This is a genomic window from Sphingomonas lacunae (assembly GCF_012979535.1).
Taxonomy (GTDB): Bacteria; Pseudomonadota; Alphaproteobacteria; order Sphingomonadales; family Sphingomonadaceae; genus Sphingopyxis; species Sphingopyxis lacunae.
Map to the genome: position 1 here is coordinate 813,956 of NZ_CP053015.1, position 20,526 is coordinate 834,481.

General features: G+C 61.8%; 19 protein-coding genes. 10 read left to right on the plus strand and 9 right to left on the minus strand.

The features are described from left to right. The first annotated feature begins 38 nt into the window (after nt 1-38). Genes GV829_RS03755 through GV829_RS03780 form a run of 6 tightly spaced genes read left to right on the plus strand, consistent with a single transcriptional unit; the run spans nt 39 to nt 7,652 of the window. Entirely contained in the window at nt 39-1,343 is a 1,305-nt protein-coding gene (locus GV829_RS03755; RefSeq protein WP_169943943.1) for an acyl-CoA dehydrogenase family protein, read from the plus strand. Then, nucleotides 1,340-2,428 carry a Zn-dependent alcohol dehydrogenase gene (locus GV829_RS03760; protein ID WP_169943945.1) on the plus strand — a complete coding sequence of 363 codons (1,089 nt, stop codon included), beginning with the start codon at nt 1,340-1,342 and terminating at the stop codon, nt 2,426-2,428. The genes GV829_RS03755 and GV829_RS03760 overlap by 4 nt, the downstream gene beginning before the upstream one ends. After that, nucleotides 2,425-3,510: a phosphotransferase family protein gene (locus tag GV829_RS03765; RefSeq protein ID WP_169943947.1), complete on the plus strand. Its 1,086-nt coding sequence runs from the start codon at nt 2,425-2,427 to the stop codon at nt 3,508-3,510. The genes GV829_RS03760 and GV829_RS03765 overlap by 4 nt, the downstream gene beginning before the upstream one ends. Further along, nucleotides 3,510-4,304 (plus strand): SDR family NAD(P)-dependent oxidoreductase, encoded by a 795-nt coding sequence (locus tag GV829_RS03770; RefSeq protein ID WP_169947923.1) that lies wholly within the window; start codon nt 3,510-3,512, stop codon nt 4,302-4,304. The genes GV829_RS03765 and GV829_RS03770 overlap by 1 nt, the downstream gene beginning before the upstream one ends. A 42-nt stretch (nt 4,305-4,346) precedes the next feature. Next, on the plus strand, nt 4,347-5,573 hold the full coding sequence (locus tag GV829_RS03775; protein ID WP_169943949.1) for a serine hydrolase domain-containing protein: 1,227 nt from the start codon (nt 4,347-4,349) through the stop codon (nt 5,571-5,573). Nucleotides 5,574-5,621: 48 nt separating this feature from the next. After that, on the plus strand, nt 5,622-7,652 hold the full coding sequence (locus GV829_RS03780) for a 3-hydroxyacyl-CoA dehydrogenase NAD-binding domain-containing protein (protein WP_169943951.1): 2,031 nt from the start codon (nt 5,622-5,624) through the stop codon (nt 7,650-7,652). Between the two features lie 117 nt (nt 7,653-7,769). Here GV829_RS03780 and GV829_RS03785 read toward each other — a convergent pair whose 3' ends face one another. Next, nucleotides 7,770-8,231: a hypothetical protein gene (locus tag GV829_RS03785; RefSeq protein WP_169943953.1), complete on the minus strand. Its 462-nt coding sequence runs from the start codon at nt 8,229-8,231 to the stop codon at nt 7,770-7,772. 116 nt (nt 8,232-8,347) lie between these two features. Here GV829_RS03785 and gyrB point away from each other — a divergent pair, with 116 nt between their 5' ends. Genes gyrB through GV829_RS03800 form a run of 3 tightly spaced genes read left to right on the plus strand, consistent with a single transcriptional unit; the run spans nt 8,348 to nt 11,899 of the window. After that, nucleotides 8,348-10,912, plus strand: coding sequence for a DNA topoisomerase (ATP-hydrolyzing) subunit B (gene gyrB, locus GV829_RS03790; RefSeq protein ID WP_169943955.1), 2,565 nt, complete (start codon nt 8,348-8,350; stop codon nt 10,910-10,912). Nucleotides 10,913-10,916: 4 nt separating this feature from the next. Continuing rightward, nucleotides 10,917-11,414: a GNAT family N-acetyltransferase gene (locus GV829_RS03795; RefSeq protein WP_246203014.1), complete on the plus strand. Its 498-nt coding sequence runs from the start codon at nt 10,917-10,919 to the stop codon at nt 11,412-11,414. Beyond that, nucleotides 11,411-11,899, plus strand: a complete 489-nt coding sequence (locus GV829_RS03800) for an NUDIX domain-containing protein (protein ID WP_169943957.1) — start codon at nt 11,411-11,413, stop codon at nt 11,897-11,899. Before GV829_RS03795 ends, GV829_RS03800 begins: the two co-directional genes overlap by 4 nt. 19 nt (nt 11,900-11,918) lie before the next feature. Here GV829_RS03800 and GV829_RS03805 read toward each other — a convergent pair whose 3' ends face one another. Both GV829_RS03805 and GV829_RS03810 read right to left on the minus strand, forming a co-directional pair. After that, nucleotides 11,919-12,434 carry a cytochrome b gene (locus tag GV829_RS03805; RefSeq protein WP_169943959.1) on the minus strand — a complete coding sequence of 172 codons (516 nt, stop codon included), beginning with the start codon at nt 12,432-12,434 and terminating at the stop codon, nt 11,919-11,921. Nucleotides 12,435-12,512: 78 nt separating this feature from the next. Then, nucleotides 12,513-14,546, minus strand: coding sequence for a TonB-dependent receptor (locus tag GV829_RS03810; RefSeq protein WP_169943961.1), 2,034 nt, complete (start codon nt 14,544-14,546; stop codon nt 12,513-12,515). Between the two features lie 84 nt (nt 14,547-14,630). Between GV829_RS03810 and GV829_RS03815 the strand changes: the two genes are divergently transcribed. Next, nucleotides 14,631-15,905 carry a multidrug effflux MFS transporter gene (locus GV829_RS03815; RefSeq protein ID WP_246203015.1) on the plus strand — a complete coding sequence of 425 codons (1,275 nt, stop codon included), beginning with the start codon at nt 14,631-14,633 and terminating at the stop codon, nt 15,903-15,905. 75 nt (nt 15,906-15,980) lie between these two features. Here the strand turns inward: GV829_RS03815 and GV829_RS03820 are convergent, their stop codons facing one another. The 6 genes from GV829_RS03820 to hisH all read right to left on the minus strand — a co-directional run bounded on the left by GV829_RS03820 (nt 15,981) and on the right by hisH (nt 20,525). Next, nucleotides 15,981-17,492, minus strand: coding sequence for an amino acid permease (locus GV829_RS03820; RefSeq protein WP_169943963.1), 1,512 nt, complete (start codon nt 17,490-17,492; stop codon nt 15,981-15,983). Nucleotides 17,493-17,655: 163 nt separating this feature from the next. After that, on the minus strand, nt 17,656-18,033 hold the full coding sequence (locus GV829_RS03825; protein WP_169943965.1) for a histidine triad nucleotide-binding protein: 378 nt from the start codon (nt 18,031-18,033) through the stop codon (nt 17,656-17,658). Nucleotides 18,034-18,051: 18 nt separating this feature from the next. Then, nucleotides 18,052-18,375, minus strand: a complete 324-nt coding sequence (locus GV829_RS03830) for a phosphoribosyl-ATP diphosphatase (RefSeq protein WP_169943968.1) — start codon at nt 18,373-18,375, stop codon at nt 18,052-18,054. A 10-nt stretch (nt 18,376-18,385) separates the two neighbouring features. Then, nucleotides 18,386-19,174 (minus strand): imidazole glycerol phosphate synthase subunit HisF, encoded by a 789-nt coding sequence (hisF, locus tag GV829_RS03835; protein WP_169943980.1) that lies wholly within the window; start codon nt 19,172-19,174, stop codon nt 18,386-18,388. Beyond that, nucleotides 19,171-19,905, minus strand: coding sequence for a 1-(5-phosphoribosyl)-5-[(5-phosphoribosylamino)methylideneamino]imidazole-4-carboxamide isomerase (gene hisA / locus GV829_RS03840; protein WP_169947929.1), 735 nt, complete (start codon nt 19,903-19,905; stop codon nt 19,171-19,173). Before hisA ends, hisF begins: the two co-directional genes overlap by 4 nt. Continuing rightward, nucleotides 19,905-20,525, minus strand: coding sequence for an imidazole glycerol phosphate synthase subunit HisH (hisH, locus tag GV829_RS03845; protein WP_246203017.1), 621 nt, complete (start codon nt 20,523-20,525; stop codon nt 19,905-19,907). Before hisH ends, hisA begins: the two co-directional genes overlap by 1 nt. Between the last annotated feature and the right edge of the window lies 1 nt (nt 20,526).

Genomic DNA, 20,526 nt, shown 5'->3' on the forward strand with positions numbered 1-20,526 from the left:
TGCGGGGCCCGGCCCCGGCAGATGACAGGAGAGGCACAATGGATTTTCAGTTGAGCGATCGGCAGCAATATTGGCAGGGCCGGGTGCGCGAGTTCATCGATGCCCACTGCCGTCCGGCCATTGCCACCTATCATGAGCAGGACAAGTCGGGTGACCGGTGGAAGGTGATCCCGGTGGTCGAGGAGCTGAAGGCCAAGGCCAAGGCGGCCGGCATCTGGAACCTGTTCATGCCTCCGCGCCAGGCGCATCACCACCATGTTGACGAGACCTTCGAATTTGAAGGGCCGGGCCTGACCAATGTCGAATATGCGCTGTGCGCCGAGGAAATGGGCCGTGTCGGCTTTTCATCCGAAGTGTTCAACTGTGCCGCGCCGGACACCGGGAACATGGAAGTGTTCCACCGCTACGGCAACCGGGCGCAAAAGGAAAAGTGGCTCAAGCCGCTGATGAACGGCGAAATCCGTTCGGCCTTCCTGATGACCGAGCCGGCCGTCGCCTCCTCTGACGCGACCAACATTGAATGCCGCATCGACCGCGACGGCGATGATTATGTCATCAACGGCGTGAAATGGTGGTCTTCAGGCGCGGGTGATCCGCGGTGCAAGGTCGCCATCGTCATGGGCAAGACCAGCTTCGAAGGTTCGCGCCACAGCCAGCAGTCGATGCTCGCAGTGCCGATGGATACGCCCGGCATCAACATCAAGCGCCATCTGCCGGTCTTTGGCTATGATGACGCACCGCATGGCCATATGGAAATCGAACTCAAGGACGTGCGCGTCAATGCCGAAGAAGCCATGCTGCTCGGTGAGGGCCGCGGTTTCGAGATCGCCCAGGGTCGCCTCGGGCCGGGCCGCATCCACCACTGCATGCGCACCATCGGCGTCGCCGAAGAAGCGCTGGAGCGGATGTGCAAGCGCCTGCTCAGCCGCGTCGCCTTTGGCAAGGCAGTGGCCGAGTATAGCGTGTGGGAAGAGCGCGTCGCCCGCGCCCGTATCGACATTGAGATGACCCGCCTGCTCTGCCTCAAAGCCGCCGACATGATGGATCGTGCCGGCAACAAGACGGCGCAGAACGAGATCGCCATGATCAAGGTGCAGGCACCCAACATGGCGCTCAAGATCATCGACGACGCCATCCAGGCGCACGGCGGCGGCGGCGTTTCGGAGGACTTTGGCCTTGCCAAAATGTATGCCGGTCAACGTACACTGCGCATCGCCGACGGTCCCGATGAGGTCCATGCCCGTTCGATCGCCCGCAACGAGTTCGGCAAATATGGCGGCCGTGACGCGATGAAGGCCGCCAAGGACAGCTTCAGCTCGGGCGATCTGGGAGTGACACGATGAAGGCCGCCGTCCTTTATCAGGCGAAGACGCCGCTGGTTGTCGAAGAGGTCAACATCGACAAGCCGGGCCCGCATGAAGTGCTGATCCGCACGGCTGCCTGTGGTCTGTGCCATTCGGACCTGCACTTCATTGATGGCGCCTATCCTCATGCCATGCCGTGTATCGGCGGGCATGAGGCGGCCGGCATCGTCGAGGCCGTGGGCAGCGAAGTCCGTACGGTCAAGGTGGGCGACGCGGTCGTCACCTGCCTGTCAGCCTTCTGCGGGCATTGCGAGTTCTGCGTTACCGGTCGCATGTCGCTTTGCCTGGGCGGCGACACCCGCCGGGCACCGGGATCGTCCCCGCGTCTGAGCAAACCCGATGGCACGCCGGTCAACCAGATGCTCAATCTCTCGGCCTTTGCAGAAATGATGCTGATCCACGAGCATGCCTGTGTCGCAATTGACCCCGAGATGCCGCTCGATCGCGCAGCCGTGATCGGCTGTGCCGTGACAACAGGTGCGGGCACCATCTTCAACGCCTGCAAGGTGACACCGGGTGAAACCGTCGCCGTCGTCGGCTGCGGCGGCGTGGGTCTCGCCACCATCAATGCCGCGAAGATCGCGGGTGCGGGGCGGATCATTGCCGCCGACCCGATGCCGGAGAAGCGCGAACTCGCCATGAAGCTGGGCGCCACCGACACCGTCGATGCGCTGGCTGATGGTGCGGCAGCGCAGATTGTCGAGATGACCAAGGGCGGCGTCGATCATGCCATTGAGGCTGTCGGGCGTCCGGCATCTGCACAGCTGGCGGTCAACGTGCTGCGGCGCGGCGGCACAGCGACCATCCTCGGCATGATGCCGCTCGCCGAAAAGGTCGGCCTTGGCGCCATGGACCTTTTGTCAGGCAAAAAACTGCAAGGCGCGATCATGGGCGGCAACCGCTTCCCGGTCGATATTCCGCGTCTGGTCGATTTCTACATGCGCGGCCTGCTCGACCTTGACACCATCATTGCCGAACGCATCCCGCTGGAGGCGATCAACGAAGGCTTTGACAAGATGAAGCGTGGTGACAGCGCGCGCAGCGTGATCGTGTTCGACCAATGAGCGAGACGACCACCCCGATCGACGCCGAAGCCCTGTTCAACCGGACAATCGCGCCGGAGGGCAGCGACAGGCTGGACGAGGCGAAGCTGACGGCTTGGATGGAAACCCATGTCGAAGGTTTTGTTGGCCCGCTGACCCAGAGCAAGTTTGCCGGCGGCCAGTCGAACCCAACCTACCGGATCGACGCGCCGTCGGGCAGCTATGTGTTGCGACGCAAGCCGTTCGGCCCGCTGCTCCCTTCGGCCCATGCGGTTGACCGTGAGTATAAGGCGATCGCCGGCCTCTACCCGACCGGCTTTCCCGTCGCCCGCCCCTTTGGCTTGTGCACCGATGACAGCGTGCTGGGTGCATGGTTCTATGTCATGGGCATGGTCAATGGCCGGACGATCTGGGATGGGTCGCTGCCTGGTTCAACGCCGGACCAGCGCCGCGCCATCTATAATGAGATGATCGACACGCTGGCGGCGCTGCACAATGTCGATGTCGAAAAGGCCGGCCTGTCGGAATTCGGCAAACCCGGCAACTATTTCGGACGGCAGGTCGATCGCTGGACCAAGCAATATCGCCTTTCGGAAACCGAAACCATGGATTCGATGGAAAAGCTGATCAATTGGCTGCCGGCCACACTGCCCGAGCAGACCCGGACCAGCGTTGTCCATGGCGATTACCGCATCGACAACATGATCTTTGCCAAGGATGATGCCAAGGTGCTGGCGGTTCTTGACTGGGAATTGTCGACGCTGGGCGATCCGCTCGCGGACTTCACCTATGTCGCCATGGCGTGGGTGACCGACAATGGCGGCCGTTCGGGTGTCGCCGACCTTGACCGCAAGGCGCTGGGCATTCCCGAACTGGATGAAATGGTTGAACGCTATTGCGCCGCGACCAACCGCGACAGCCTGCCCGATATGAACTGGTATTTTGCTTACAACTTCTTCCGGCTCGCCGGGATCATGCAGGGAATCAAGAAGCGGGTCATCGACGGCACCGCCAATTCGGCGCAGGCCAAGGACATGTCGGACCGGGTCCAACCGCTGGCCGACCGGGCCTGGGCCTTTGCCGTTGCCGCCGGAGCCGAATGATGGGGCATGATCTGGACGGCCGCATTGCCATCGTCACCGGTGCCGGCAGCGGGATCGGTCAGGCGACCAGCCTGTTGTTCGCTGACCATGGCGCGCATGTCATCGCCGTCGATGTCACCGACGGTGTCGATCATACCGCCCGCCTTGGCGGCGGCCGTATCGAAGTCGCCCGCTGTGACGCTGGTGACGAGCAGTCAGTCGCGCAACTGGTCGAGGATGTTGTCGCCCGTCATGGACGGATCGACGCCTTTTACGCCAACGCCGGGATTTCGGGCGGATGGAAGGGCCTGTTCGATCAGGACGCCAGCGACTGGGCAGAGATTTTGCGCGTCAATCTGATCGGGCCGTTCCTGGCAATCAAATATGCCGGCCGGGTGATGGCGGAGGCCAAGCGCGGCAGTATCATCTGCACCGCCAGCGTCGCCGGCCTTCGTTCCGGTGCAGGTGGCCCTGCCTATTCGGCGTCCAAGGCCGGTGTGATCAATCTCGTCCAAACTTCGGCGCAGATGCTTTCGACCAGCGGCGTACGGGTCAATGCCATTTGTCCCGGCCTGATTGAAACCGGCATGACCAAGCCGATTTATGACATGGTTCGTGAGCGCGGGCGCGAAGACCGGATAGGCCAGCTCAATCCCCTGCGGCGGGGTGGCCAACCTAACGAAATTGCCGAGGCCGCGTTATTCCTGGCTTCGGACCGGTCCTCTTATGTCAACGGCCATGCGCTGGTGGTGGATGGCGGCCTGTCCAGTTCGCATCCGGTAAGCAAACAGGAATTTGGCCGCCCGGCCAGTTGAACCGGATCGCGGCAAACGCACCCGATTGAGGAGATTTCGCCCATGACGCTTTCCATTGGCGATCCGGCCGAATTGGGATTTTTGCCCGACCGGCTGGAACGCATACCCGCCTTTCTCAAGAGCAAATATCTCGACAGCGGACGTTTTCCGCATGCGGCCCTGCTGATCGGCCGGGGAGACGAGATTGCCCATCTGTCGCTGCAGGGTGAAGCCCGGCAGGGACAGCCACTGGCCGAGGATACCATCTATCGCATCGCCAGCATGACCAAGCCGATCACATCGGTGACCTTCATGCAGCTGGTGGAGGAGGGCAAGGTCGCCCTGTCGCACAGCGTGGCCAGCTTCCTGCCCGAATTTGCCGAAACCGGCGTGTTCCAGGCCGGTGGCGGCAATGTCCCCTTTGTCACACGCCGTCCCGCGAGCGAGATGAAGATGATCGACCTGCTGCGCCACACCAGCGGCCTGACCTATGGCTTTCAGGAACGCAGTCCGGTCGACGCCGCCTATCGCAAGCACAAGATCGACGATTTCCAGAGCCCCCGCAGCCTGGATGAATTTATCGCCGAACTGGCGAAGATCCCGCTTGAATTCGATCCGGGCACGTCATGGAACTATGGTGTATCGACCGATGTGCTCGGCGCGGTGATCCAGCGGATTGAGGGCAAGCCGCTCGGCGATGTGTTCAAGGAGCGCATTTTTGACCCGCTGGGCATGACCGACACATTTTTTCAGGTGCCGCAGGACAAGCTGCACCGCATGGCCGACGCCTATGCCTTTCACCCGGTGCACAAGATGCAGCCGTTCGACAGTGGCGCCGAAAGCCGCTGGGCCAAGGATGGCAAGATGCAGTCGGGCGGTGGCGGACTCGCCTCCACCATAGGGGATTACCACCGGTTCTGCCGAATGCTGGTCAATGGTGGCGCGCTGGACGGCATCCAGATCCTCAGCCCCAAGACGCTCGAACTGATGACTGCCAACCATCTGCCCGGCAATGCCGACCTGACGCAAATGTCGAAATCCCTGTTCAGCGAGGCGGAGAATGCCGGTGTCGGCTTCGGGCTCGGCTTTGCCTGCAACATGGCCCCGCACCTGACCATGATTCCCGGCAGTGCGGGCGAATTTTACTGGGGCGGCATGTTCTCGACCGCCTTTTTCGTCGATCCGGTCGAGGACATCACCATGGTGTTCATGACCCAGCTGATGCCCTCCTCAACCTATCCCGTCCGTCGCGAGATCAAGACGATGATCTACGCAGCGCTGGCCGCCTGATCCCCTTTGCGCCCGCGTCAGCGGGCCTTTTCCTTCAAGGAGTCCACCATGTCCGATATGCCGCAAAGCGTCACCTCTGCCCGCGATGGCGAAGTCTATGTCGTCATCGTCAACAATCCGCCGGTCAATGCCCTGTCCTGGCATGTCCGTCAGGGTCTGTCAGACAAGTTCGCCGAAGCACTGGCCGACGATAGCGTAAAGGCGATCGTGCTGCGCTGCGACGGGGCGACCTTCATCGCCGGCGCAGACATCACCGAATTTGGCAAGGCACCGCAAGGCCCCGATTTCAACGCGGTGCTCAACAGCATCGAACAGGCGACCAAGCCGGTGGTCGCCGCTATCCACGGCACGGCGCTGGGCGGCGGTCTCGAAACCGCGCTGGTCTGTCATTATCGCGTTGCCGTGCCCTCGGCCAAGCTCGGCGTGCCCGAAGTCAAGCTGGGCCTGCTGCCCGGAGCCGGTGGCACCCAGCGCCTGCCGCGCATCGTCGGCGTCGAAATGGCGGCCGAGATGGTGTCAGGTGGTGAACCGCTGTCGGCCAAGAAGGCCGCCGAAGTGGGCTTGGTTGATCGTCTGGCAGGCGAGGACAGCCTGGCTGCCGATGCCATTGCCTTTGCCCGTGAAGCCATCGCCATGGGTCCGCGGCCGACTCGCGACCGGCCGGTTACCGGCGACGTGGCCGTTATCGAGAAACTGAAATCCGCCAATGCCCGCAAGTGGAAGGGCTTTGACGCGCCCTATGCCAACCTCGCCTGCGTCGAGGCGGCGACCCGCCTGCCGTTTGACGAAGGCCTCAAGTTTGAGCGCACCGAGTTCACCAAGCTGATGAGCGGAAGCCAGTCAGCGGCGCAGCGCTACATGTTCTTTGCCGAGCGTCAGGCTGCCAAGATCGACGGCCTGCCCAAGGATGTGCAACTGCGCGGCATCAGCAAGGTCGGCGTGATCGGTGCGGGCACGATGGGCGGCGGCATCACCATGAATTTCCTCCAAAAGGGCATTCCGGTGACCATCATCGAAATGGTCCAGGAAAATCTCGACCGTGGCGTCGGCGTCATCCGCAAGAATTACGAGGCGAGCGCCGCCAAGGGCCGGTTCAAACCCGAACAGGTGGAGGCGATGATGGGCCTGCTCACCCCGTCGCTCAGCCTCGAAGACCTTGCTGACTGCGACCTGATCATCGAAGCCGTCTATGAGAATATGGACGTCAAGAAGGAACTGTTCGGCAAGCTGGACGCCATTGCAAAGCCCGGTGCGATCCTGGCCAGCAACACCAGCTATCTCGACGTCAACGAGATTGCATCGGCCACCAAACGGCCGGCCGATGTGCTCGGCATGCACTTTTTCTCGCCCGCCAACGTCATGAAATTGCTCGAAGTTGTCCGTGGCGATGCCACCGCGCCCGACGTGCTCGCGACCGCGATGGCGATCGGCAAGAAGATCGGCAAGGTCGCCGTGGTCGCGGGTGTCTGCCATGGATTCATCGGCAACCGCATGCTCAGCCAGCGGCAGATACCGGCCAATGCCCTCCTCATGGAAGGTGCCCTGCCCGACCAGATTGACCAGGTCCATCTCGATTTCGGCATGCCGATGGGTCCGTTCCAGATGTCCGACCTCGCCGGGCTCGACATTGGCTGGCACCGTGACCCGAGCAGGATCGAAACGCTGCGTGATGCCTTTTGCGCCGCTGGCCGCTTTGGCCAGAAGAATGGCAAAGGGTTTTACGACTATGACGAAAGACGCAACCGCACCGTCAGCGCCGAAGCCAATGCCATCATCGAGGACTTCCGCTCCAAATCAAACCTCGCCAAGCGCGAGGTGACGACGCAGGAAATCATTGAGCGCACCATCTATCCGATGGTCAATGAAGGCGCGAAAATCCTCGAGGAAGGCAAGGCACAGCGGGCCAGCGACATCGATGTCGTGTGGATCTATGGCTATGGCTGGCCGGTCTATCGCGGCGGCCCGATGTTCTGGGCGGGGCTCGAAGGGCTTGGCAAGATCGTCGCTTCGCTTGACGCGCAAGGCATCGAGGTTTCGCCCCTGCTTCGTGCCAAGGCAGAAAAAGGCGAAAGCTTCTGATCCAAGGCATCGATCAGGAAAACGGAGGCGGCGGTGATTTGAATTCCGCCGCCTCGGTCCTTTGACAGATTGACGGATCAAAGTGGCTGCGCACTCGCGCCGCCACCCTGCCTGTGATCAACGCGCAGGCGTTGCAAGCTTGGCGCTTTCGACCCAGCCCCACCGGCACGGTCCCTGATATTCGCGCGGACTGTTCACAGTGCGGCCCACGGCACACTCGTCCATGTCCTGTCCCGCTGCGGGAAAGACAATACCTGTCCAGTCACCGTCGGTTTCACAGGCGGCCACGTCACCGCTGACCCTCGTCTTGACAGGACCCTCGGCGCTGTTGCTCCAACGCACTTCGAGCGCACCATTCATAGTTGTGAGGGGAGCACACGCCGGCTGGTTCCTGCCTTCGAGGCCGATACGCACCGCACGTGCGGCGATGGGAACCATCCCTTCTTCGCTCTCCACACCTTTAAGCGCTACATCGCTCGCTTCCAGCACCGCTGGATCCTCCCCTCCTGAACAAGCGGCGAGCATGAGCCCAAAGGCAAGAGGGGCGAAGGCAAGGCGAACTGGATAAGTCAAAGTCATATCGCCGAGGGTAGTGCCTTGCCGCGCGTCCCGCAAGGCCACAGCGCGGACGGCCTCATGATGGACCTCTGGCTTTTCGCTTGGGTTTTCGGCACCGATTCCCTATAGGCTGGAGCATGAACGACACCCCTGAAAACAGCAATGACACCTCCGGGAACGGCGCCACTGGCAATGCCAGCTATGGCGCGGATTCGATCAAGGTTCTCAAAGGCCTGGATGCCGTCCGCAAGCGTCCAGGGATGTATATCGGCGACACGGACGATGGTTCGGGCCTGCACCATATGGTGTTCGAGGTATCGGACAATTCGATTGACGAGGCCCTGGCCGGCCATGCAGACCGCGTCCTGATCCAGCTGAACCCCGACGGATCGGTCTCGGTCGAAGACAATGGTCGCGGCATTCCGGTCGACATGCATGCCGAAGAAGGCGTGTCGGCGGCAGAAGTGATCATGACCCAGCTGCACGCAGGCGGGAAGTTCGAGAACACCACCGAAGGCAATGCCTACAAGGTCTCCGGCGGCTTGCACGGCGTTGGCGTATCGGTGGTCAACGCCTTGTCGGAATGGCTCGAGCTGACCGTCTGGCGCAACGGCCGGGAATATTGGATGCGTTTCCGGCATGGTGATGCCGAAGCCCCGCTGATCGAACGCGGCGAAGCACCAGTCGTAGATGGCGCACCCAAGCGCGGAACCCGCGTGACCTTCCTTGCATCGACCGAGACGTTCAAGAACGTCACCGAATTTGATTTTGACAAGCTCGAGCATCGCTATCGCGAACTCGCCTTCCTCAATTCGGGCGTCCGCGTGATCCTTGCCGACGCCCGGCACGAGGAGCGCAAGGAAGTAGACATGTATTACGAAGGCGGGATCGCCGCCTTCGTCAAATGGCTCGACCGCAACAAGACCCCGCTGTTGCAGGACCCCATCGCCATTTCGGCGATGCGCGATGGCGTCGGCATCGACGTCGCGCTCGAATGGAATGACAGCTATTACGAGAATGTCCTCGCGTTCACCAACAACATCCCCCAGCGCGACGGGGGCACCCACCTCGCCGCCTTCCGGGCCGCCCTGACGCGGACGCTCAACAATTATGCCGAACGGTCGGGCCTGCTCAAGAAGGAGAAGGTCAGCCTGTCGGGCGAGGACATGCGCGAGGGCCTGACCGCAATCGTGTCGGTCAAGCTCGCGGACCCCAAGTTCAGCAGCCAGACCAAGGACAAGCTGGTCAGCAGCGAAGTGCGCCAGCCGCTCGAAAGCCTGATGAGCGACAAGCTTGACCAGTGGCTTGAGGAAAACCCCCAGTTGGCCCGGCAGGTGGTCGGCAAGGTGATAGACGCCGCCGCGGCCCGCGAGGCGGCGCGCAAGGCCCGTGAACTGACCCGGCGCAAGGGGGCGATGGACATCGCCAGCCTGCCCGGCAAGCTGCACGACTGTGCCGAGAAGGACCCGGCCAAGTCAGAACTCTTCCTTGTCGAAGGTGATTCCGCTGGCGGTTCAGCCAAGCAGGGTCGCGACAGCCATTATCAGGCTATCTTGCCGCTCAAAGGCAAGATCCTCAACGTCGAGCGCGCACGCTTTGACCGTATCATCGGATCCAAGGAAGTGGGCACGCTCATTCAGGCGCTGGGGACCGGCATTCGCGACGAGTTCAGCATCGACAAGCTGCGCTATCACAAGATTGTCATCATGACCGATGCTGATGTCGATGGCGCGCATATCCGCACGCTTTTGCTCACTTTCTTCTACCGGCAAATGCCGCAGATCATCGAAGGCGGCTATCTCTACATTGCCCAGCCGCCACTCTACAAGGTGAGCAAGGGCCGCTCCGAAGTCTATCTCAAGGATGATGCCGCGCTTGACCAATATCTGGTCGATGCCGGCATTGATGCGCTGCGCTTTGACAGCGGTGAGGGACCGCGCAGCGGCAACGACCTGCGCAATCTTGTCGACCATGCCCGGCGGATGCGGACGCTGATGCGCTATGTGCCGCGCCGTTATGATCCGGCGCTGGTCGAAGCACTGGCGCTCAATGGCGCATTGGCTGCCGACCTTACGCCCGATGCACGCGCACAGGCAGCTGCCCGCGCCGCGCAATGGCTCGAAGCGGGCGAAGCCTCAGCCGGCGATGATGGCCGCTGGACGGTCGACGTGACCGAAGAAGGCGGTTTCCACATTCAGCGGCGCTGGCGCGGCGTGACCGACCATCATGTCATCGAACCCGGTTTTGCCGCCTCTGCCGAGGCGCGCAAGCTGGCGGCGCTGATGGCGGAAGTGGGTGACACCTATGCCCGTCCGGGACGGCTGGTGGCATTGAATGCCGTCGCCGCCGTCGAAGAGCCGGTCAGCGACGAAGGTGACGAGGATGCAAACGCCGCTGCGCCCGCGCCCGCCTCAACCAAGGATGGCAGCAGCATCACCCGGCCGATCGAACTGCTCGACGCCATTCTCGCCTTTGGTCGCAAGGGGTTGTCGATCAGCCGCTACAAGGGGCTGGGCGAAATGAACGCCGAACAATTGTGGGAAACGACGCTCGACCCGGCCAATCGCTCGCTCTTGCAGGTTGAATCCGAAACAGCCGATCTCACAGATGAGGTGTTCAGTCGCCTGATGGGCGATGATGTCGAGCCACGGCGCGACTTCATCCAGGAAAATGCGCTGAACGTCGCCAATCTCGACGTCTGAAGCGGTGATTGTGCGTCCGGCACAATCGGCAGATATGGCCCGGGTCACAGCCATCTATCGGCACCATGTGCTGCATGGTACGGCTACCTTTGACATAGAACCGCCCGACGAAGCCTATCTATCAGGGAAATTTGCCGCGCTGCAGCGCCAGGGTTTTCCGGTAATGGTTGCCGAACGGGATGCCTTGATCATCGGCTATGCCTATGCCGCTCCGTTTCGTGAGCGTGCCGCTTACGCGGGCACGTGCGAAGACAGCATATATGTCGATCCGGCCCATCATCGGCGCGGGGCCGGCCGGGCTTTGTTGGGTGCAGTCATCGACCAGAGCCGCAGCCAGGGGCTCCACGAAATGATCGCCGTTATCGGGGGCGCTGAGCCCGCTTCCATTGCGCTTCACGCCTCCCTTGGTTTTCGCCATGCCGGACGACTGCACCGCGTCGGTCATAAATTCGGTCGCTGGCTTGACATTGTCATGATGCAGCGCGCCTTGGCCACTCCGTGAATCTGCGCACCGCCGCCTACACCCTTGCCCATAGTCTGCGCCTGCTGTGGTGGCGCGTGCGGCGACCCAATGTGTATGGGACAAAGGCCATTATCCTTAATGACCGGCGCGAAGTCCTCCTTGTGCGGCACACCTATGCCATGCGTGACCTCTATATGCTGCCAGGGGGCGGCTATCAGCTCCATGAGGACCCTGCCTTGGCAGCGGCACGGGAGGTGGTCGAAGAAACCGGAGTTGAGCTGGCCGGCCCGCTTTGCCTTCATGGCGCCTTTGTCGATGCGGCCCATGGCGCGCGCAATCATATTCACGTCTATGTGGGCAGGGCAGCAGCTGGTGCCCGCCCTGTGGCTGACGGGCGGGAAATTGCCGAAGCAGCATGGTTTCCCTTGGACGATCTGCCGGCCAATCTGTCTGGCCCTTCTGCCCGGCGCATCATCGAAGTGCGTGATGGGCAACAGACATCTGGCGTCGATTGGAGGACATAAGGTCTGCTGGCCTGACGTGTCAGCCCAGCATACGGGCCATGATGCCATCCTTCAGGATGAAATGATGGCGCAGGGCAGCCGCGATATGCAGCACCAAGAGGGCGATCATCATGAACGCCAATATTTCATGCCCCTCATGGCTGATCCCGGCAATCAGGTCTTCCTTGGTCACGGCAAATTTGGGTACGTCAAACAGGCCGAAGAAGCTGATTGGCCGATCGCTGGCAGACGACATGATCCAGCCCGACAGGGGAATCAGCACCATCAAACCATAGAGCATGGCATGGGTTAAAGACGACAGACGTCGCGCGCCAGCTGACAGGCTGTCCGGCCAGTCGGGACCCTTGTGCGTCAGCCGCCAGCCAATGCGGACAATGGCAAGGGCCAACAGCAGGATACCATTAGCCTTGTGCAGCGGCATGATCTGTTGCGGGGCAATATCGTGCAACAATCCGCCAGCCAGATTGCCGATAATCAAAAGGGCCATGCCCCAGTGCAGCCAGCGGGCAACCCGCGAATATTGTCCACTTTCCACGTTTCCCGACCCCTTTGCAGCGAATTCTACGAGAGTTTACGCCCTGATTGTCGCAAGACTGTGTCGTAACAAACGCAATCAGTCGAGGGCCCAGCGCAATGCGAGCCACAGGGTGCGAGGGGTACCAAGATCAATCGAACCCGCAGCGTTGCGGGTAACCACCTTCTCGTCAAACAGGTTTTCGCCTCGCAAACTGAGCGTCAGGCCTTGGCGGATCGGCACCCGGACAAGCGCGTCAACAGTGGTCGCGGCTGGCAAAATGTCGCTGTTGCGATCATCCTCAAACTGGGCTCCGACATGTCGAATCCCGATCTGGGCACGCCAGCCGCCGGTGGACCAGGCGATACTGAGCGATCCTGAATGAGCAGGGCTTTGTGCGGGCCTCAGGCCGTCGAGCGGCAGTGCCGACACATCTCCCTGGGCGATCCGCACCCGGCTATGGCTCCAGGCCCAACCGCCGTCTATCGAAACCGGTCCATGCTCCACATGCAGCGTCGCTTCAACTCCACGCGCCCGGATCGCTTGGACATTGCGTCGCTGCCGCAGATTGTTGCCAATGGTGACATTGGCGATGGCATCGCCCAGCCGGTTGTCAAAAGCGGTTACTCCGAAGCGCAGTGCATCAGACGGTGACCACTCGAATCCGCTTTCCCAACCACGCAACCGTTCAGGGGACAAGGCGGCATTGGCCCGGGTTGTTACCGGAAAGACGGTAAAGCCGCGATAGAGTTCATTGAGTGTCGGGAGACGAAAGCCGGTATAGCCAGACGCCCGCACGCGGAGTCCAGACGCGAGCGTCCACGCGATGGCGCCGCGGCCGCTGGCGATGGTCCCGCGGCGCCCGGCAAAGCGGCTGTCCGCCTGGAAAGTGCCGTCCGGCCGCACTTCTTGGGCATAACCACTATCCAACCGCCAATGGTCGATCCGGCCACCCCCCGTCACCGCAAGCGCGCCAAGGACAAGATCGCCCTCGACAAAAGCCCCTGCCAGCAGGGACTGCCCACCCGCACGCCGACTCAGCGTGCGCACGCCGCTTGCCGCCAGAACATCTTCGGCAGCATAGCCATCGGCACCGCGGACATCCGCACCAAAGCGCACCAGGCGGCCAGGGCCCACCGGCGGTCGCAACTCTATCTTGCCACCCCACCCTGTCGTTGGCGTTGCCCGCTGGTTGAGCGTCGGCCTGAAGCTGGTCGCACTCACCACGATACTCGAGAAATCCCGTGCCTGCAGCCAGGTCAGCGCCTCGAGCTGCCAGCGCCCGCGAGCAAGGAGGCGCAGCGAAGCATCGACCCCTTCAGCACCATTGTCCGCGCCGGCAAAACGCAAGGTACGGTCATCACGGAACATCGCAACCCGCGGCAGCAGGTCGACTCCATCACTCACCGGAACGTGCGCCGACAAGGTCAGACTGTCGCCCCGGTAACGGGCTGGCACAGTCGCGGCGACACGCTGGGACACCGGCGTCGTCATAAATCCGTCGCCGGCTTCATGGTTGAGGTCGACGGCAACATGGCCTTGGCCCAAAGGAAAGGCCGCAGACAGCGCCAGCATTCGGGCGTCCTGGCTGCCCCCCGTAGCTGAGAGGCTGAAGGCCGGCCGCTCGGCTGGCGCAACTGCGGACAGTTCAATCACCCCGGCAACGGCTCCAGCACCAAAGGGACCGATACCGCTGCCTTTCGTCACCCGGGCCGATGCGATACTGTCCGCCGGCAGCAAACTGAACGGGATGAAACCGAAAAAGGCATCGGCCTGGGGTACGCCATCAAGCAACAGCAAGGTACGACTCGCTGCGTTGCCGCCTATGGCGCGCAAGCTGATCCCTTGTGCCGAGACATTGGCCGACCTGCTGTCCGACCGACGGAATTGCTGAAATCCAGGCACGCGGGCCAAAGCTTCCTCCAGGCGCCCCGAAGCCGTGTCGCTGATTGCGCTGCGGTCGACAATTGTGCCGCCATAGGCGCCCGCCGCTGGCGGAGGCGGCAGGGCGGTGACGATGATCACCTCATCATCGTCGCTTGCATCCGCATCCTGCCCTTGGGCAAGGACCGGTACGGAAACTGAAAAGGCGCTTACGGCCAACACAAGCGAAAGGGGGGATTTGGTCAGCATGGCGTCCCCATAGCAGGCTGTACCCAGCTTGCGAGAGGGCAAAGCTTGGCTGGTTGCGGGTTTCCCGGCACTATCAGCTGTGGCATGGCCACTTCCATGCCTCCCCAGACCTCTGCTTCATCCGAGCAAACCACCAGCCCGACCCAGCCATCACGCGAATTTGTCGCCATGATGGCGGCCATCATGGCGCTCAACGCGCTGGCAATCGACACGATGCTGCCTGCCTTGCCGGAGATGGCACGGGAACTGGGCGCACAGGGAGCCAACGCCCAGCAATATGTCATCTCGCTGTACTTCGCAGGACTGGCTCTCGGTTCGCTGGTGCATGGACCGCTGGCTGACCGCTATGGTCGCAAACGGGTCATCATGGTCTGCCTGCTCGGATATATCATCGCTGGGCTGGCATCTGGCCTGGCGACGAGCTGGGCCATGCTGCTGACCACCCGTTTCATCCATGGCCTGTTCGGGGCCGCCATGGGTGTGGTCAGCCAGGCGATCATCCGTGACCGGACATCGGGCGATGCCATGGCCAAGCTGATGTCGATGATCTTCCTGATCTTCATGATAGTGCCGATTATCGCCCCGACCATTGGTCAAGGCATCCTGCTTGTCGTCGATTGGCGGTGGATATTCCTGATGCTTGCGGGCGGTGGCGTGGCCATGGCCGTGTGGGTCGGGCTGCGGCTGGAGGAAACCCTCGACCCGGCCGATGTCGCACCAATTGCTCCGGCCTCACTCGCACGGACATGGGTGGCTGTCGCCACGCACCGTAGCGCCATGGCCTATATGCTGGGCAGTTCCATCGCCGCCGGCGCCAATTTCGGCTTTCTCAACAGCAGCCAGCAGATTTTCAGTGAGACATTCGGGCGTGCTGACATTTTTCCGCTCGCCTTTGCCAGTGTGGCGGGAACGATGGCGATCGCCAATTTCTCGAACAGCCGGATCGTTCTCAAATTCGGCGCCCGCCGCGTGTCGCAGACCGCGCTGGTCGCCTTCATCCTCCTGTCCTTCCTGCAATGGCTGGCGGCGGGCGCGGGTGAACCGATGATGCTGTTCATCCTGCTCATCGCGCTCAACATGAGTATGATCGGTTTCATCGGGGCCAATTTCAGCAGCATCGCCATGGAACCCTTCGGCCATGTCGCAGGCAGCGCTTCAAGTTTTCAGAACAGCGCCCGCACCTTCGTTGCGGCTGGCATCGGGGCATGGATAGGGCAAATGTATGATGGAACCACCGAGCCATTGGCTATCGGCTTTGCCATTTGCGGCCTTGCCGCGCTGATGCTGGTCCTCTGGGGTGAACAGGGCCGCCTGTTCACCCGGCCCAATCCGCCCCGCCTGCCGACACCGCGAGTCTGAGTCTCCCAACCCCAAATGAATAGGGCGAGGCATCCCTGCCTCGCCCTATTCATTCACCTCATCGCGCCACCTGGATCAGGATGCTCCGGGGAAGGTCCGCCCCGTCCCCTCATCATCGCTGGCATCTGTCAGGCCAAGGCCGACATGGCTGCGCTTGCGGCTGTACAGGAAATAGACAACCAGACCAATCACCGCCCAGCCGAGGAACATCAGTTCAGTATAGCCGGAAAGTTGGAAGAACAGGAACACGCATCCAACCGCCGCCAGCGGGCAGATCAGCCAGTACAGCGGAGTACGGAACGGACGATGACGATCCGGCGCGGTGCGGCGCAGGATCATGACGCCGACAGCCACTGTGAAGAAGGCGAACAAAGTCCCCGAATTGGAGATGTCAGCAAGGCTGGCGACCGGAAACAGCGCCGCAAAGAGCGCGACAAAGATACCGGTGCACATTGTCACCACATGCGGCGTGCCATATTTGGGGTGCAATTTCGAGAATATGTCGGGAAGCAGGCCATCGCGAGCCATCACGAAAAAGATGCGCGTCTGGCCAAACATCATCATCAGGATGACTGACGGCAGGGCAATACCCGCAGCAATGGCGACCAGATCGCCAGCCCAACCATGACCGATTTCACGCAGCACAAAGGCCAGCGCATCATCAGATTGCGACAACGGTCCCCCGGGCTGCGCGCCCAACGAACCGATCGCGCCAGCGGCAACCAGCAGATAGATGATGGTGCAAATGGCAAGCGAACCGATCAGTCCGATGGGAATGTTGCGCTGCGGATTGATTGTCTCTTCTGCCGCCGTCGAGACAGCGTCAAAACCGACATAGGCAAAGAAGATCGATGCAGCCGCCGCCGCGACGCCGACTGTCACCATATTATTGGTGATCGGGTCCATGACTTCCTTGGCAAAGAATCCATTGGGGCTGAACGGCTCGAAATTGGCGGCATCGATGGCCGGCAGCGCCAGTGCCATGAACAGGACCAGCGCACTGACCTTGATCGCCACCAGCACCGCATTGAAGCGGGCGCTTTCCTTGGTCCCGACAATCAAAAGGGCCATGCAGACCAGACCGATGAGCATTGCGGGAATGTTGATGAGGCCCGGCGTTTCCCCAGGAGCGACCGCGTCGAACGGTCCTTTCACAAAGGTGTTGGGGATATCTATCCTGAATATCTCCTCGACCAGCGCGACCATATAGCCGGACCAGCCCACCGAAACGGCCGAGGCGGCGATGGCATATTCCAGCACCAACGCCCAGCCGACGATCCAGGCGGTAATCTCGCCGAATGTCGCGTAGCTATAGGTATAGGCGGAACCCGAAACCGGGACCATCGACGCAAGTTCGGAGTAGCAAAGAGCGGCAAGGCCGCAGACCACCGCCGCAATGACAAAGCTGATCATCATGGCGGGGCCGGCCTTGTCGGCCGCAGCGGCGGTCAGCACGAAAATGCCCGTGCCAATAATCGCGCCGATACCCAGCATGGTCAGTTGGGTCGCACCCAATGTGCGTGTGAGAGACTTCTTTTCCGCAGTCGCCAAAATGGCGTCGAGCGGTTTGACACGACCGAAAATCATCAAAAACCTCCCTGGCCGGCGTCTCCCCCCAGACGGGCGTGCGCCTGCTATGAAGCGGCTGAACCTAGCGCCGCAGCAGAGGAGCGCAACATTATAATGCGAACCAACTGCGCCTAATTAACGATGGTGTAACGAACAGCACGGTAACACGCACACCCATGGCCTATCGCGGCAGCATGGCGCCCAACTGACGACCGCCAAATATGTGCACATGCAAATGTGGCACTTCCTGATGGCCGTGCTGGCCAATGTTCGCCAGCAGGCGGTAACCTGGTTCAACCAACCCTTGTTGGCGCGCGACATCGCCAACCGCACGAACGAACCCGGCTATTTCCTCGGCACTGGCATTGGCAGAAAAATCAGCCCAGCTGACATAGGGACCGGTCGGGATCACCAATATGTGCAGCGGCGCCTGCGGGTTGATGTCATGAAAGGCCAGCGCCCAATCATCGCGATAGACTTCGCGGCAGGGAATTTCCCCACGCAGAATCTTGGCAAAGATATTGCCGGGATCATAGGGCTGGGTGGCATCAATCGGCATGGTTCAATCCCCTTCCTGTCACTCGGCGGGCCGCGCGGCCTTTTCCTCAAGCCCTGAGGTGCCTTCCCGGCGGGCCAGTTCGGCGCTGACATCATCGAGAGACAGGCCCCGCAGTCTCAACAGCAAGGTCAGATGGAACAACAAATCGGCAGCTTCGCCTACCAGCTTGTCATCGGCCTCCTGCAGTGCGGCAATGACCGTTTCCACGGCTTCCTCACCCACTTTTTGCGCGACCTTGGGCAAACCCTTGGCAGCCAGTTTGGCAACATAGCTGGAGCCGGCATCAGCGGCGGCAAGGCGATCGGCAATCACCTGTTCGAGTGGAGCGAAACGATCAGTCATAGGGCCACTCTCAGACCGCGACCGGCGCACTGTCAACCGGGGTCCGAACCGGCAGACCGGCCGCCGCCAGCGCCCTGTGCGCATCGGCGATACTGTGCTGGCCGAAATGGAAAATCGACGCCGCCAGAACGGCGCTGGCATGGCCCTGTGTCACGCCTTCGACCAGATGGCCAAGGTCACCCACGCCGCCAGAGGCGATCACCGGCACGGTGACGGCATCCGCAATGCGGCGGATCAGCGACAGATCATAACCATCGCGCGTCCCATCACGGTCCATCGAGGTGACGAGCAATTCGCCCGCTCCCAGTTGGGCGAGCTTCATTGCGTGTTCCAGCGCATCAATGCCGGTTGCCTTGCGTCCGCCATGGGTGAAGATTTCCCATCGGCCCGGGCCTACGGAGCGGGCATCAATGCTGGCGACGGCGCATTGGCTGCCAAAGCGGTCGGCAATGTCGGCGACAATCTCCGGATGCGCGACAGCTGCACTGTTGATCGCCACCTTGTCCGCTCCGGCAAGGAGCAGCGCCCGGGCGTCTTCAACCGTTCGCACACCGCCGCCGACAGTCAGCGGCATGAAGCAAACGTCCGCGGTTCGGGCGACGATGTCGAGCAAGGTGCCGCGCCCCTCATGACTGGCGGTTATGTCGAGAAAGCACAATTCATCGGCGCCGGCAGCATCATAAGCCCGCGCCGCCTCAACCGGATCGCCCGCATCGCGAAGGTCGACAAAGTTGACGCCCTTGACCACCCGGCCATCGGCGACATCGAGACAGGGGATAACGCGGACCCGGACGGTCATGCGCGTGCCACCCGCATGGCCTCGGCGAGATCAAGGCGTCCATCGTAAAGCGCCCGACCGGTAATCACCCCTTCGATACCATCTGCGACATGAGGCCGCAGCGCATGGACATCGTGAATATCCGCGACCCCGCCCGAGGCAATGACCGGGATCGAGACGGCGCGGGCCAGTTCTGCCGTTGCTTCGACATTGCAACCTTTCAGCAAGCCGTCCCTGCCCACATCGGTAAACAGCAACGCGGCAACACCGGCATCCTCGAACCGTTTGGCGAGGTCAACAACGCTGACGTCCGAAACATCAGCCCAGCCTTCGGTGGCGACCATGCCGTCGCGCGCATCGACGCCGACAATGATGTGTCCGGGCAGGTCACGCGCCGCGCGCCTGACAAACTCGGGATCCTTGAGTGCTGCCGTGCCAATAATCACCCTGTCCACACCCAAGTCCAGCCAGCGGTCGACCGTCGCCCGATTGCGTATGCCACCGCCCACCTGCACCTTGCCCGGAAATGCCGCAATGATGCCTTCGACCGCCGCGCCATTGACGCTCCCGCCGGCAAAGGCACCGTCGAGGTCGACGACGTGCAAATGGGTCGCGCCGGCTTCGGCGAACAGCCGCGCCTGTGCCGCCGGGTCATTACCATAGACGGTGGCCCGGTCCATATCCCCTTCGGCCAGCCGGACAACCTGACCACCCTTCAGGTCGATCGCCGGATATATGGTGAGCGCGGGCATCACGGTCGCCATGCGAGGAACCTTTCAATCGTGGCTATGCCATAGGCTTGGCTCTTTTCGGGGTGATATTGCACTCCGGCGACATTGTTCCGCGCAACCGCCGCAACAATGGGTCCACCATGGTCGCTGATGGCGATCACGTCGGCTGGATCGGCAGCCTCCATGTGGAAACTGTGCAGGAAATAGGCTTCGCCCGGGACGATCAACGGATGCGGATTGACAGGGCGCACATCATTCCATCCCATATGCGGTACCTTGGCCTCCGGATCGGCCGGCCGCATCATCCGAACCGTGCCGGGAATCCACCCAAGCCCTTGATGTTGGCCATGTTCTTCGCCAACATCCGCGAGCAGCTGCATGCCCACACAAATACCCAGAAACGGCACCCCATCCCGGCGGACCCGCTGATTTAGTGCCTCTACCAGACCTTCCACTTGTGCCAGCGCATCACGACAGTGTGCGAATGCACCCACGCCCGGCAGAACAATCCGGTCGGCCGCCGCAACGATTGCCGGATTGGAAGTCACAATCACTCCGGCGGCTCCTGCCGCCCGCAACGCATTGGCCACTGACCGCAGGTTACCGGCACCATAGTCGATCAGCGCAATGCGTTCGCCCACT

Coding starts and splice junctions, on each gene's coding strand:
- GV829_RS03755 (WP_169943943.1), top strand. CDS start 39: ATGGATTTTCAGTTGAGCGATCGGCAGCAATATTGGCAGGGCCGGGTG.
- GV829_RS03760 (WP_169943945.1), top strand. CDS start 1,340: ATGAAGGCCGCCGTCCTTTATCAGGCGAAGACGCCGCTGGTTGTCGAA.
- GV829_RS03765 (WP_169943947.1), top strand. CDS start 2,425: ATGAGCGAGACGACCACCCCGATCGACGCCGAAGCCCTGTTCAACCGG.
- GV829_RS03770 (WP_169947923.1), top strand. CDS start 3,510: ATGGGGCATGATCTGGACGGCCGCATTGCCATCGTCACCGGTGCCGGC.
- GV829_RS03775 (WP_169943949.1), top strand. CDS start 4,347: ATGACGCTTTCCATTGGCGATCCGGCCGAATTGGGATTTTTGCCCGAC.
- GV829_RS03780 (WP_169943951.1), top strand. CDS start 5,622: ATGTCCGATATGCCGCAAAGCGTCACCTCTGCCCGCGATGGCGAAGTC.
- GV829_RS03785 (WP_169943953.1), bottom strand. CDS start 8,231: ATGACTTTGACTTATCCAGTTCGCCTTGCCTTCGCCCCTCTTGCCTTT.
- gyrB (WP_169943955.1), top strand. CDS start 8,348: ATGAACGACACCCCTGAAAACAGCAATGACACCTCCGGGAACGGCGCC.
- GV829_RS03810 (WP_169943961.1), bottom strand. CDS start 14,546: ATGCTGACCAAATCCCCCCTTTCGCTTGTGTTGGCCGTAAGCGCCTTT.
- GV829_RS03815 (WP_246203015.1), top strand. CDS start 14,631: ATGGCCACTTCCATGCCTCCCCAGACCTCTGCTTCATCCGAGCAAACC.
- GV829_RS03820 (WP_169943963.1), bottom strand. CDS start 17,492: ATGATTTTCGGTCGTGTCAAACCGCTCGACGCCATTTTGGCGACTGCG.
- GV829_RS03825 (WP_169943965.1), bottom strand. CDS start 18,033: ATGCCGATTGATGCCACCCAGCCCTATGATCCCGGCAATATCTTTGCC.
- GV829_RS03830 (WP_169943968.1), bottom strand. CDS start 18,375: ATGACTGATCGTTTCGCTCCACTCGAACAGGTGATTGCCGATCGCCTT.
- hisF (WP_169943980.1), bottom strand. CDS start 19,174: ATGACCGTCCGGGTCCGCGTTATCCCCTGTCTCGATGTCGCCGATGGC.
- hisA (WP_169947929.1), bottom strand. CDS start 19,905: ATGCCCGCGCTCACCATATATCCGGCGATCGACCTGAAGGGTGGTCAG.